Below are 14,313 nucleotides of genomic sequence, written 5' to 3' on the forward strand. Positions count from 1 at the left end.
ATTTAATGAAGACTAAAAAAATACCACAAAGAATGTGTAATGGATGTATGGAAATGAAACCTAAAAAGGAATTAATAAGAGTTGTTAAGAGTAAAGAAGGAGAAGTTTCTATAGATTTAACTGGTAAAAAGGCTGGTAGAGGAGCATATATTTGTAAAGATTCTAAATGTCTAGAAAAGGCTTTTAAAACAAAAAGATTAGAAAAAAATTTAAATGTGAGGATTGAAGAGAAAATTTATGATAAACTGAAAGAAGAGATACAAGATGAACAATAAATTTTTGCAATTCTTAGGTTTAACAAAAAAATCTGGAAATATTTTAGAAGGTTACAATAAGTGTGAAGATGGAATTAAAAACGAAAAAATACATTTAGTTATACTATCTAAAGAATGTTCTGAGAATACAAAAAATAAATTCAAAAATTATTGTAGTAAACAAAAAGTACTACTTATACAAGGACCATCAAAGTATGATTTAGGTTGTGCTTTAGGTAAAAGTGAGTTAAATGTATTAGGTGTAAAGGATGAAAATATGAGTAAAAAATTAAAGTTGCTTTATTATAATATGGAAAACAATATTTAATTCGGGGGTGAAAGCTTATGGCTAAAATAAGAGTTTATGAATTAGCAAAAGAACTAGGTGTTTCTAGTAAGGAATTAATAAATGTACTTTTAGAAGAATTTGATATAAAGGTTAAAAATCATATGAGTGTTATTGACGATGAAGATGCAGACTTAATAAAAGAATTATATGAAAATAAGGAGAACAAAGAAGACGGAGAAGATGTTGAAGAAGGAGATAATACTAAAAGTATAAAAAACAATAAAAAAGTAAGAAATAAAAAAGATACAGATAAAAGTGAAGATGATGAAATAATAATCGAAATGGGAGAAACAATAACTGTTAAAGAATTATCAGAAAAGTTAAATAAACCATCTACAGAAGTTATAAAACAGTTAATATTCATGGGTGTTATGGCATCAATCAATCAAGAAATTGATGTTACTACTGCTCAAAAACTTGGAGAAAAATTCGATGCTCTAGTTGTAGTTAAAGAGGAATCAGATATAAAATTAGAAGAAATTGATGAAGAAGATGCAGATGTAGGAAATGAAAAAAGACCTGCAATTATTACAGTTATGGGTCACGTTGACCATGGAAAAACATCATTATTAGATGCTGTAAGAAAAACTAAAGTTACAAGTACAGAAGCCGGTGGAATAACTCAACATATAGGTGCTTATACAGTAAATGTTAATGGACAAAAAATCACATTTTTAGATACTCCAGGACATGAAGCCTTTACTTCTATGAGAGCAAGAGGAGCTCAAGTTACTGATATAGTTATATTAGTTGTAGCTGCAGATGATGGAATAATGCCTCAAACAGAAGAAGCAATAAGTCACTGTAAAGCAGCCAATGTTCCTATGGTTGTAGCAATTAATAAAATGGATAGACCAGGAGCAAATCCTGATAAAGTTAAACAAGAGTTAACAGAATATGGTTTAATTCCTGAAGATTGGGGTGGAGATACAATTTGTGTTCCTGTATCTGCTCATACTAAAGAAGGAATAGAAGAACTTTTAGAAATGGTATTGTTAACAGCTGAAATGCAAGAATTAAAATCAGATTCTACTAGAAAAGGTAAAGGTACAGTAGTTGAAGCTAAACTAGATAAAGGAAGAGGAGCAGTTGCTACTTTATTGGTTCAAAATGGTACTTTAAGATCAGGTGATTCAATAATAGTAGGTTCTACATATGGAAGAATCAGAGCAATGTTTGATGATAAAGGTAATAAAATAAAAGAAGCAGGACCATCTATACCAGTTGAAATTTTAGGTTTATCAGAAGTACCAGCAGCTGGAGATAGATTCAATGTGGTTAAAGATGAAAAAACCGCTAGAAATATGGCAGAGAAGAGAAAAGATAAAGTCAGAGAAGACAGATTACAGAATTCTCATAAAGTTTCATTAGAAGATTTATATAATCAAATACAAGAGGGTAAAGTAAAAGAATTAGATATCATCGTAAAGGCTGATGTTCAAGGTTCTGTTGAAGCAGTAAAACAATCATTTGAAAAATTATCTACTGATTCAGTAAAAGTTAGAGTAATACATGGAGGAGTTGGAGCAATCAATGAAACAGATGTTATTCTTGCTACAGCATCAAATGCCATAATAATTGGTTTTAATGTTAGACCAGATTCTAAAACTACAGAATTAGCAGAAAAAGAAAGTGTAGATATTAAAACTTATAGAGTAATTTATGATGCTATTGAAGATATCAAATCAGCAATGGTTGGAATGTTAGAACCTGAGTATAAAGAAGTTGTACTTGGATCAGCAGAAATAAGACAGACATATAAGATATCAAATATTGGAACAATTGCAGGATGTTATGTTCAAAACGGTAAGATAGCTAGAAATGGAAAAGCAAGAGTAATAAGAGATGGTATTGTTATTTTCGAATCAGAACTTGCATCCTTAAAAAGATTTAAAGATGATGTAAAAGAAGTTGCATCAGGATATGAATGTGGATTAAGTGTAGTAAACTTTAACGATATAAAAGAAGGCGACATTGTAGAAGTGTACACAATGCAAGAAATTAAACCTAAATCATTATAATGAATATTTAAGTAAAAATTAAAAGCTTTTTATCCAAAGGAGATGACGCTGTGGGTAAATATAGAGGCGGAAGAATAAATGAACAATTAAGAAAAGAAATTAGTAATATTATACAAACACAAATAAAAGATCCAAGAATAAATTCAATGATAAGTGTTACAAAAGTAGATGTAACAAGAGACCTACGATACGCTAAAGTTTATGTTAGTATATTTGGCAAAGATGAGAATAAAGAAGAGACAGTAAAAATTCTTAAAAAATCTTCTGGATTCATAAGAAGAGAAGTTGGAAGAAAGGTAAGTTTAAGGTATACACCTGAAATAATTATAGAATTAGACAATAGTATTGAACATGGAATGCACATTGACGCTCTTTTAGAAAAAATAAAGGAGAGCGATGAATAATGATAATGAATGATATCATTAATAAAATAAAGGAAAGTAGTACGATAGCTGTAACTTTCCATGAGTCTCCTGATGGTGATTCAGTAGGAACTTCTTTAGCGTTAATGCAGGGATTAAGAAAGTTAAATAAAGAGGTATATATAGTATCTAAAGATAAAATACCAACTAATTTATCTTTCTTGCCTTTTGCAAAAGAAATAGACGGAATAAGTGATGAAATATTAGAAGAAACTGATTGTGTAATTGTAGTAGATTGTGGAGATGTAAAAAGAATAAATGTTAAAGATTTAGATATTACAAATAGAAATTTTACACTTATAAATATAGATCACCATCGTACTAATGAAATGTATGGAGATTACAATTATGTGGATACTAATGCTATTGCAGTTGCAGAAGTTATATATCAAATTCTTAGAATGATGAATATATCAATTGATAAAGAGATGGCAGCATGTTTATATACTTCTTTGATAACTGATAGTGGATCTTTTAGACATTCAGGTACAACATGTGTTACACACACCATTGCTGGAGATCTTATAAATACAGGTATTGATTTTAGTGATATCCATAGAAAAGTTTTTGAAAATAAATCTTATAATAAGGTTAAGTTTTCTGGAAGAGTAATTGAAAATATGGAATTAGCGTGTAATGAAAAAATATGTGTTATGAAGATAACAAAAGATATGCTAGAAGAATTTGATATTGATTCATCAAACACTGGAGATATTGTTTCCCTTGGTACTGTAATTGATACAGTAGAAGTTACTATTTTACTAAAAGAAGCTGAAGAAGGAACAAAAATAAGTTTGAGATCTAAAGCTCAAGTAGATGTTAGAAAAGTAGCAGAATGCTTCCAAGGAGGAGGACATACTAGAGCTGCAGGTATGTTTTTAAATAAAGAAATAGACGAAGCAAAAGATATCATAGTAAAAGAAGTAGAAAAAGAGTTGATTTAATGTTAAACGGAGTATTGAATATTTATAAACCAAAAGGTATTACATCCTTTGATGTTGTAAGAAAAATTCGTAAGATATCTTCTGAAAAAAAGGTAGGTCATGCAGGAACTTTAGATCCACAAGCTTGTGGTGTGCTTCCTGTATGCATAGGTAGAAGTACGAAGATAATTAATTATATAATGGAAAATTCTAAAACGTACATAACTACATTAAAGTTAGGTATTATTACAGATACTTATGATACAGAGGGAAAAATTATAAAAACAAGTGAAATTACAGATGTTACAAATGACAAAATAATTCAAGTTGTAAAATCTTTTGAAGGTTCTATTGAGCAGATTCCACCTATGTATTCAGCTATAAAGGTCAACGGGAAAAGATTATATGAACTTGCCAGAAAAGGTATAGAAATTGAACGTAAACCTAGAAATGTGGTAATTCATGAAATACAAATTTTAAATATAGATATACCTTTTGTACAATTAAAAGTTAGTTGTTCAAAAGGTACGTATATTAGAAGTCTATGCTATGATATAGGTGAAAAATTAAAGTGTGGTTCTGTTATGTGGGAGTTAGAAAGAACAAAGACAGGTCAGTTTACAAAAGAAAATTCTATTGAGCTTTCAGAATTAAATACAGAAAATATACAAAATTTTCTAATGAGTTCAGAGGAAGTACTAAAAAAATACAGTAAAATAGAATTTTCAGATAAATTTGGTAAATTGCTCAAAAATGGAGTGGTTTTGAAAGATAAAAGAGCAGTAAAAAATGTAAGTAGTAATGTATTATATAGAGTTTATTGCTGTGATAATTTTTTAGGACTAGGAATGTTAACAGATAATGGATTTAAACTTATTAAACAATTGGGATAATTAAAATTCTAGGGGTAATTTATATGGTAATTATTGAAGATAATTTTAAAATGAATTTGTCTAGTGATACATATGTGTCACTAGGCAGTTTTGATGGGTTACATTTGGGACATATGCAGTTAATAAAAAAAGCTATACAATGTTCTAAAGATAATAATACTAAAAGTATGATACATACGTTTAAAAATCATCCATTAAGTATAATAAATAAAGAATTGGCTCCAAAGTTAATAATGAGTAATAAAACAAAGGTTACTCTTCTAAACAAAATGGGCATTGACATGGTCAATTTAGTTCCTTTTAATAAGGAATATATGAGCATAAGTCCTGAAAAATTTATTGAACTTTTAATAAAACATTATAATGCTAAAGGAATTATAGTGGGATTCAATTTTAGATTTGGACGTAAAAATAGTGGAGATGTAGAATTACTAAAAAAATTAAGTAAAAAATTAGGATTCGATTTACATATTATAAGTCCAGTAAAATTTGAAGATGAAATCGTATGTAGTACAAGAATAAGAAAGTTAATAAAAGAAGGCAATGTTGAAAAAGCTAATAGTATGCTATACCAGTGTTTTAGTTTAGAAGGTGAAGTAATAAAAGGAAAACATTTCGGAAGAAAAATGAATTTCCCTACTGCAAACATAAAAATTAATAGTGATATGATTGTACCTAAAAATGGTGTTTATTATACTGTGGTAAAATATGATGAAAAAATATTTAAAGGTATAACAAATATAGGTTATAGTCCTACAGTTGATGGTAAAAATCTTACTATAGAAACAAATATATTGGATTTTAATAAAGATATTTATGGAGAAAATATAGAAGTATATTTTGTAAAAAGAATGCGAAATGAAGTAAAATTTCAATCAGTACAACAACTAATTAATCAGTTGTCTAAAGATAAGATGTATGCTAATAATCAACCAATAATACCAATATATTAAAAAATTAATTTACAATTATATATTTATTTGATATAATACAGCTGTGAACCTCATTCTATGAATATTGATTCGCCAACGTTATTCTTGGAATGATGGGGATAAAAATTTCGGAGGTGCGTAAAATGGATAAAGCAAGAAAAGCTGAACTAATTAAAAAATTTGGAAAACATGAAGGGGATACAGGATGCCCAGAAGTACAAATAGCTTTATTAACAGAAAGAATTAATCATCTAAATGAACACTTAAAAGTTCATAAAAAAGATCACCACTCAAGAAGAGGTCTTTTAATGATGGTTGGTCAAAGAAGAGGTCTTTTAAACTACTTAAAAGATAGAGAAATAGAAAGATATCGTGCTATAATTGCTGAATTAGGATTAAGAAAATAAATTAGAGCGGTTTATCCGCTCTATTTATATAGTTAAAATAAAATTAATTAAATTTGACAATAATAGTAGTAAATACTGAAAGGAGGTTTATGAATATGAATAATGTATTTCAAACTACGGTTGCAGGTAGACCTTTAGTTGTAGAATACGGAAAAGTAGGAATGCTTTCTAATGCAGCTGTATTAGTAAGATATGGAGACACAGCTATATTAGTAAATGCAAATGCATCAGGTAAACCAAGAGAAGGAATAGATTTTTTACCATTTAGTGTTGAATACCAAGAAAGGTTATATGCAGTTGGTAAAATACCAGGAGGATTTATAAAACGAGAGGGAAAACCATCAGAAAAGGCTATTTTAACTGCAAGAGCAATTGATAGACCACTTAGACCATTATTTCCTAAAGGATATAGAAATGATGTACAGATAGTTTGTACTGTTCTTTCAGTTGAACAAGATAATGTTCCTGAAATATTAGCACCAAATGCAACATCAATAGCTTTATGTTTATCAAGTATTCCATTTGATAATCCTGTAGGAACTGTATCAGTAGGTATGGTTGATGGTGAATTTGTTATAAATCCAACATTAGAACAAAGAGGAAAAAGTTTATTAAACTTAACAGTGTCAGCAACTAGTGATAGAGTTATGATGATAGAAGCAGGTGGAGATGAAATACCTGAAGATGTTATGTATGATGCTATAATGTTCGGATTTGAAGAATGTAAAAAAATAGTAGAATTTCAAAAAGAGCTAATGAGTAAGATAGGTAAAAAGAAAGAAGAACCTAAATGCTTTAAAGCAGATGAAACTGTTGAAAAAGAGTTAAGAGAGTTTGCATCTGACATGGTAAAAGAGGCTATGTATATAACAGATAAGGATGAAAGAAATGTAGCTCTTGATGGTATAAAAACAAAGATAAGTGAACAATTTGATGAAAAATATCCAGATAATCAAATGGATATAAATGATGTATTTTACAGAATGCAAAAAGAAATAGTCAGAAGTATGTTATTAAATGAACATAGAAGACCAGATGGTAGAAAATTTGAAGAAATAAGACCTTTAGCTTGTGAAGTAGGATTACTTCCAAGAACTCATGGTACAGGATTATTTACAAGAGGATTAACACAAGTCTTAACAGTAGCTACATTAGGACCTTTAGGTGATGTGCAAATAATAGATGGATTAGGAGCAGAAGAATCCAAAAGATATATGCATCATTATAATTTTCCATCATACAGTGTAGGTGAGGTTGGACCTTTAAGAGGACCAGGAAGAAGAGAAATAGGACACGGTGCTTTAGCGGAAAAAGCATTAGAACCACTAATTCCTTCAGAAGAGGAGTTCCCTTATACAATTAGATTAGTATCTGAGGTTTTAAGTTCAAATGGATCAACTTCTCAAGCAAGTGTTTGTGGAAGTACTTTAGCTCTTTTAGATGCAGGAGTTCCAATAAAAAGACCAGCAGCAGGAATTGCAATGGGTCTTATCACAAATGAAGATTTAACTCATGAGGAAATTTTAACAGATATTCAAGGGTTAGAAGATTTCTTTGGAGATATGGACTTTAAGGTTGCCGGTACTGAAAAAGGAATAACTGCAATACAAGTTGATACTAAAATAAAAGGTCTTTCAAATGAATGTATAAAGAATGCTATACAAGGTGCAAGAAAAGCAAGATTAACAATACTAGGCAAAATAAACGAGTGTATACCAGAACATAGAGATGAATTATCAGAGTATGCACCAAGAGCTTATACTATGAATATTTCTCCAGATAAGATACGTGATGTTATTGGTAGAGGTGGAGAAAATATAAACAAGATAATTGCTGAAACAGGAGTTAAAATAGATATTAAAGAAGACGGAACTATATTTATTTTATCAGATGACAAGTTAAATGCTGATAATGCAATTAAAATGATAGAGACAGTTACTAAAGAAGTTACTGTAGGAGAAATATATTTAGGAAAAGTTACTAAAACAACTAATTTTGGAGCATTTGTAGAAATACTTCCAGGTAAAGAAGGATTAGTGCATATATCTAAACTAGATTTTAAACGTGTTAATAAAGTTGAAGATATAGTTTCAGTTGGGGATGAGATATTAGTAAAAGTTACTGAAATTGATAGTCAAGGTAGAGTAAATCTATCAAGAAAAGACGCTATCAAAGAATCTAACAGTGATGAGGAAAAATAGAAGGGCATTAAGTGCCTTTTTATTTTTTGAATAATTTTATACGTAAAAGAGGGATAAATGTATGTATAACTTATTTAAACTTGATAATGGATTGAGAGTAGCTGTAGAAAGTATTGATTATGTAAATTCTGTTAGCGTGGGTCTTCTAGTTGAAAATGGTTCAAGAAATGAATGTGAGGAAAATAACGGCATATCTCATTTTATAGAACATATGTTTTTCAAAGGAACAACAAGTAGAAAAGCTAAAGATATAGTAGAATCTATTGAAAATGTGGGAGGACAAATAAATGCTTTTACAGGAAAAGAATTAACTTGTTTTTACACAAAGACATTAAATACACATTTAGAATTGTGTTTAGACATATTATCAGATATGTTATTTAATAGTGAATTCATGGATGAAGATATTGAAAAAGAAAAAGGGGTAATAATCGAAGAAATAAACATGGCTGAAGATTCACCTGAAGATGTTTTAATAGATTTACATAGTAGAGCTATATGGGGAAATGATTCAGTATCATACCCTATACTTGGCACAAGTGAAACAGTGAGAAGTTTCACAAGAAAACAATTAAAAGATTATATAAAATCTTATTACATACCAGAAAATTCTGTTATATCTATTTGTGGTAATTTTAATATAAATGAAATTAAAAATATTATAGAAAAATATTTTGGAAGTTGGAAGAGTGATATTGATACCAAAAAGATTACAAGTTACTCAAATCCTAAACTTTTGAGTAATCATTTATTCAAGAGTAAAAAGATAGAGCAGATGCATATCAATTTAGGTATACCTGGAATAGAATTAGGGAACAGTGATGTTTATTCACTTCTTATTTTAAATAATATATTAGGTGGAGGAGCCTCTTCACTATTATTTCAAAAATTAAGAGAAGAAATGGGACTTTGTTATTCAATTTATTCAAGTGTATCTTCTTTAAAAAATACAGGTATAGTTACTGTCTATACTGGATTAAACCCTAATAATACTGAAAAAGCTGTATATACAATAAAAAAGGAAATAGATAATTTTGTAAAAAAAGGTGTAGATGATACAAAGTTATATAATGCTAAAGAACAGTTAAAAGGTAATTATATATTAGGATTAGAAAGTACCAGTAGTAAAATGTTTGCTAATGGTAAATCTTCATTGTTTTTAAATAAAATAAAAAAACCACAAGAAATATTAAAGCAAATAGATAAAATAAATAGAAAAAAATTAAATGATATAATGGAAAATACATTTTCTAAAGGAGTAATAAATTCAGCTTTTGTAGGACAATATTCTAAAATAGAAAGTTTGATAAAAAAAATGGAATAATCTTTTAATATACTTCATAAGATTTTTGTGAGGTATATTAAAGGAGGAATAAAGATGGACGATAAGATTAAATTATATAGTGATATGGAAAGATTTGAAATAATAAATATAAATGATGGTGACAAACATGGATGTTTATGTGATAATGACATTGTTGTAGATGAATATGGTGAATTACAACTTCTTATATTAAATGAGTCTAAAAGTAGATTTTCTATATTTAGTAATAGTACATTTAGTGAAGTACCTTGGGATTTTGTAAAAAAAATAGGCTCAAGAACTATAATAATTGATGTTGATGAAAATACTATCAAAAAAACTCATATATAATGGAGGATGAAAAATGGAAATCGTAATACAAAAATTTGGAGGAACTTCTGTATCAACACATGAAAAGCGATTATTAGTTATAGATAAGATAATAAAAGCAAGAAAAAAAGGATATATGCCTGTAATTGTAGTATCTGCAATGGGACGAAAAAATGAACCATATGCTACAGATACACTACTTTCGTTGATTGATAATAACTTTAAAATGGAAAACCCATTAGCTTCCGATTTATTAATGAGTTGTGGAGAAACTATAAGTACGGTTGTAATGAGTTACGAATTAAGTAAGAAGAATATTTTTTCTGTTCCTTTAACAGGTGGTCAAGCAGGTATAATAACTGACGAAAATTTTAATGATGCAGAATTAATAAGAACACAAACTGATAATATATTTAAAATATTAAATGATGGTAAAATACCTATTGTTGCTGGATTTCAAGGAATAAGTGAAAAAGGATTTATTACAACATTAGGAAGAGGAGCAAGTGATTATACTGCTGCACTTTTAGGAGTAGCATTAAATGCAGAAAAAATTGAAATATATACTGATGTAGACGGAATTATGACAGCAGATCCTAGAATTGTTTCAGAAGCGTCATTGATAAAAGAAATAAGTTATAATGAAGTATTTCAACTTGCAGGGCAAGGTGCTAAAGTAATTCATCCACGTGCAGTAGAAGTTGCTATGAAGGGAAATGTACCTTTAATAATAAAAAATACTTTAAATGATAGTGAGGGTACAGTAATAAATAATGTTGGAGATACTAATGTAATTACTGGTATTACTTTTATGGATAATAGAGTTCAAGTAAAAGTTGAATTCAATAATACAAGAGAGTATGATGATATTTTTAATACATTAGCAGATAATTCAATAAGCTTAGATTTGATAAATCTTTTTCCAAATCAAACTATATTTACTATAGATGCCAATGATGAAAAAAAATTACAGGTAATAATGGAAAAATTAGATTTACAGTGTACTTGCATTGAAAATTGTACAAAAATAGCTATAATAGGTTCAAGGATGAGAGGAATACCTGGAGTAATGGCTAAGATTTTAAGAGCATTAACTAAAGAAGGAATAGAAGTGCTTCAAACAGCAGATTCACATATGACAATTTGGTGTTTAGTTGAATCTAAAAATGCTAAAAATGCTATAAATGCATTGCATAAAGAATTTCATTTGGGGTAAAATGTATATCAAATCCAACTTCTGAACACAATAATTGTGTTAGGAGGAATGGATATGCCACAAAATGTAAATAAAGAAGTAAATGCAAGAGAGAATATAAAGGAGTTAGGTGTTCCTAATATTCCAAATACAAATGATTTTATAAAAGTTTTACCAATAATTGGGCAAATTGAAGGCCATGGGGTTTTGCCACCTCAAACTAAAACTACTAAGTATGAACACGTTATACCTATGTTAATAGATATGGAAAGAAATGAACAAATTAAAGGAATCTTAATAATACTAAATACAGTTGGTGGCGATGTTGAGGCAGGTCTTGCTATTTCAGAAATGATTAGGAGCCTTTCTAAGCCAACAGTTTCTTTAGTTATAGGTGGAGGACATTCAATAGGAGTGCCATTGGCAACTTCTGCAAAATATTCTTTTATTTCACCTTCAGCAACTATGATTATACATCCTATAAGAATGAATGGTTTAATTATAGGAGTACCTCAAACTTTTGAATATTTTAATAAAATGCAAGAAAGAATAGTAGAATTTATAACTAGAACATCAAGCATAAACAAAGAAACTTTAAGAAAACTTATGCTTCAAACAGATGAACTTTTAAATGATATGGGTACTATATTAATTGGAAAACAAGCAGTTGAGTATGGATTAATTAATGAAGTTGGAGGAATAAGTGAAGCTTTAAAGAAGCTTAATGAAATGATAAAAGAAAACAAAAAACCATAGGTAATCCTATGGTTATATTTTATAGTAAATTTAAGAGGATATTTTTATTATGTGTAGAAATATTTCATTTGGAGGTGAAAAAATATTGGGTAGAAGAAAAAGTAAAAAAGTAGTACGTAAAAAGCATAATAATGAAATAAAAGGTATTATATTAATTACAATAGGAATACTTTTTTTATTTAGTATTTATGCTTCATCTTCTTCTGGAATAATAGGTGAATTTATAAAAAAGTTTTTTATTACAGCAGTAGGGATAGGTAGTTATTTGGTTCCTATCGTTATAATTTTTATTGGAGCTATGTATATATATCCAAAAGACAAAATTAAATATAGTAGTAAATTTTTTGCCTGTGTAGCACTTTTAATAAATACATTACTATTTATTGAAATGTTAGTTATAAATGAACATTTCGATGGGGTTAGTATAGTTAATGGAATAGATAAAATATATAAATCTACTAGTGTTATTCATGGTGGTGTAATATCATATTTAATAGATATACCTATTTACAAATTATTTGGTTCAATTGGAAGTTATATAATATTTACTGCAGTATACATTATTTGCTTATTAGTAATATTACAGATTTCAATATATGATGTATTTAATAGGTTAAGAGTGAAATATAAATCTAATGTTATTAGTAATACATCAGTAGAAAAAGAAGTTTCTTCAGATATACTAGTAGAAAAAAATGATAATAAAAAATTGGAGAAAACTCATTCTAAGAATAATAAAATAAAAATAATTGATTTTTTAAAAACTAATGAGGAAGCACCTTCCAAAAAGAATAATAAAGAAATTTCAACTGATGATGAAAGTATAGATAAACAACTTTCAGAGCAGATTATGAAAAGTGCAGATGAAAGTGATATAGAATATTTTTTTCCATCTATTGACTTATTAAGAGACAATGATTTATCAAAAATGAAAAGAGGAGATAAAAAAGAACTAATAACTAGTGCTAATAAATTAGAAGAAACTCTCAGTAGTTTTGGAGTTGAAGCAAAAGTACTTCAGGTAACAAAAGGACCTTCTGTAACTAGATATGAGCTGCAGCCCGAAGTTGGGGTTAAGGTTAGTAAAATTGTAAATTTATCAGATGACATTGCATTAAATTTAGCAGCGTCAGGTGTAAGAATAGAAGCACCTATACCAGGAAAATCAGCAGTAGGCATAGAAGTACCTAATAAAGATTTAATGCCAGTTTATTTAAGAGAAGTTGTTGAAAGTGAAGATTTTAAAAATTCTAATAAGAAAATTGGTTTTTGTTTAGGAAAAGATATAGGAGGGAAATGTGTAGTTTCAGATTTAAGTAAAATGCCTCATTTATTAGTAGCAGGTGCTACAGGGTCAGGTAAAAGTGTTTGTATAAATGCTTTAATAATAAGTTTATTATACAAATATTCACCTAAAGATGTAAAATTATTGTTGATAGATCCAAAGGTAGTAGAGTTGAGTGTATATAATGGTATACCTCATTTATTAATTCCAGTAGTTACAGATCCTAAAAAAGCTGCTGGAGCATTAAATTGGGCTGTAAATGAAATGACTAGAAGATATAACTTATTTGCAGAAAATAGTGTTAGAAATATTGAAGGATATAATGAATTATATAATAAAGGTATAGTGGATGAAAAACTTCCAGGAGTAGTTATAATTATTGATGAGTTAGCAGACCTTATGATGGTATGTCCAGGAGATGTAGAAGACCATATAGGAAGACTTGCACAAATGGCAAGAGCAGCTGGTATGCATTTAGTTATAGCAACCCAAAGACCTTCAGTTGATGTTATTACAGGAGTTATAAAAGCAAATATTCCTTCTAGAATATCTTTTGCAGTTTCAAGTCAAATAGATTCAAGAACAATATTGGATACTTCAGGGGCAGAAAAGTTGTTAGGAAAAGGAGATATGCTATTTTATCCTGTTGGAGAGGGAAAACCTATAAGAATTCAAGGAGCTTTCATATCAGAAGAAGAAGTAGAAAAAGTAGTTACATTTATAAAAGAACAACAAAGTGAAGTTAATTATAAAGATGAGATAATAGAACAAATAAATACAAACGTAGCTAAAAAAAATTCAGATGAAGATGAATTATTAGAAGAAGCTATAAATATAGTAGTAAATGAAGGACAAGCTTCAACATCAATGTTGCAGAGAAAATTAAAAATAGGATATAATAGAGCTGCTGGAATAATGGAACAATTAGAAGATAGAGGTGTTGTTTCAGGAAGAAATGGAAGTAAACCAAGGCAAGTATTAATAAGTAAAGAAGAAACACATTAAATATTTCTACCAAAATATTTAATAAAAATTGATAAGG

General features: G+C 28.6%; 14 protein-coding genes. All 14 read left to right on the plus strand.

Features of this window, described 5'->3' with window-relative positions; genetic code table 11:
- Positions 1–5: 5 nt before the first annotated feature.
- The 14 genes from rnpM to ACFIJ5_RS06900 all read left to right on the plus strand — a co-directional run bounded on the left by rnpM (position 6) and on the right by ACFIJ5_RS06900 (position 14,276).
- On the plus strand, positions 6–275 hold the full coding sequence (gene rnpM / locus ACFIJ5_RS06835; RefSeq protein ID WP_379805379.1) for an RNase P modulator RnpM: 270 nt from the start codon (positions 6–8) through the stop codon (positions 273–275).
- Positions 265–582, plus strand: a complete 318-nt coding sequence (locus ACFIJ5_RS06840; protein ID WP_379805381.1) for a ribosomal L7Ae/L30e/S12e/Gadd45 family protein — start codon at positions 265–267, stop codon at positions 580–582. The genes rnpM and ACFIJ5_RS06840 overlap by 11 nt, the downstream gene beginning before the upstream one ends.
- Positions 583–599: 17 nt before the next feature.
- Positions 600–2,624: a translation initiation factor IF-2 gene (gene infB / locus ACFIJ5_RS06845; protein WP_379805384.1), complete on the plus strand. Its 2,025-nt coding sequence runs from the start codon at positions 600–602 to the stop codon at positions 2,622–2,624.
- 50 nt (positions 2,625–2,674) lie between these two features.
- Positions 2,675–3,028 carry a 30S ribosome-binding factor RbfA gene (gene rbfA / locus ACFIJ5_RS06850; RefSeq protein ID WP_379805387.1) on the plus strand — a complete coding sequence of 118 codons (354 nt, stop codon included), beginning with the start codon at positions 2,675–2,677 and terminating at the stop codon, positions 3,026–3,028.
- On the plus strand, positions 3,028–3,990 hold the full coding sequence (locus tag ACFIJ5_RS06855) for a DHH family phosphoesterase (protein ID WP_379805389.1): 963 nt from the start codon (positions 3,028–3,030) through the stop codon (positions 3,988–3,990). Before rbfA ends, ACFIJ5_RS06855 begins: the two co-directional genes overlap by 1 nt.
- The gene (truB, locus tag ACFIJ5_RS06860; protein ID WP_379805391.1) at positions 3,990–4,862 is read left to right on the plus strand and encodes a tRNA pseudouridine(55) synthase TruB; all 873 of its coding nucleotides are present in this window, start codon (positions 3,990–3,992) and stop codon (positions 4,860–4,862) included. The genes ACFIJ5_RS06855 and truB overlap by 1 nt, the downstream gene beginning before the upstream one ends.
- Before the next feature lie 23 nt (positions 4,863–4,885).
- A complete protein-coding gene (locus ACFIJ5_RS06865; protein ID WP_379805394.1) occupies positions 4,886–5,815 on the plus strand; it encodes a bifunctional riboflavin kinase/FAD synthetase in 930 nt (309 codons plus the stop codon).
- Positions 5,816–5,937: 122 nt separating this feature from the next.
- Positions 5,938–6,201, plus strand: coding sequence for a 30S ribosomal protein S15 (rpsO, locus tag ACFIJ5_RS06870; protein ID WP_379805397.1), 264 nt, complete (start codon positions 5,938–5,940; stop codon positions 6,199–6,201).
- 95 nt (positions 6,202–6,296) lie between these two features.
- Positions 6,297–8,402, plus strand: coding sequence for a polyribonucleotide nucleotidyltransferase (locus tag ACFIJ5_RS06875; protein ID WP_379805399.1), 2,106 nt, complete (start codon positions 6,297–6,299; stop codon positions 8,400–8,402).
- A 61-nt stretch (positions 8,403–8,463) separates the two neighbouring features.
- Positions 8,464–9,726, plus strand: a complete 1,263-nt coding sequence (locus tag ACFIJ5_RS06880) for a M16 family metallopeptidase (protein WP_379805401.1) — start codon at positions 8,464–8,466, stop codon at positions 9,724–9,726.
- Between the two features lie 54 nt (positions 9,727–9,780).
- Positions 9,781–10,056, plus strand: a complete 276-nt coding sequence (locus tag ACFIJ5_RS06885; protein WP_379805403.1) for a YlmC/YmxH family sporulation protein — start codon at positions 9,781–9,783, stop codon at positions 10,054–10,056.
- A gap of 13 nt (positions 10,057–10,069) precedes the next feature.
- Positions 10,070–11,251, plus strand: a complete 1,182-nt coding sequence (dapG, locus tag ACFIJ5_RS06890) for an aspartate kinase (RefSeq protein WP_379805405.1) — start codon at positions 10,070–10,072, stop codon at positions 11,249–11,251.
- 48 nt (positions 11,252–11,299) lie between these two features.
- The gene (locus ACFIJ5_RS06895) at positions 11,300–11,986 is read left to right on the plus strand and encodes a ClpP family protease (protein ID WP_379805408.1); all 687 of its coding nucleotides are present in this window, start codon (positions 11,300–11,302) and stop codon (positions 11,984–11,986) included.
- A gap of 49 nt (positions 11,987–12,035) precedes the next feature.
- Positions 12,036–14,276: an FtsK/SpoIIIE family DNA translocase gene (locus ACFIJ5_RS06900; protein WP_379805410.1), complete on the plus strand. Its 2,241-nt coding sequence runs from the start codon at positions 12,036–12,038 to the stop codon at positions 14,274–14,276.
- Positions 14,277–14,313: the final 37 nt, after the last annotated feature.

Source organism: Haloimpatiens myeolchijeotgali, assembly GCF_042688525.2.
Classification (GTDB): Bacteria; Bacillota; Clostridia; order Clostridiales; family Clostridiaceae; genus Haloimpatiens.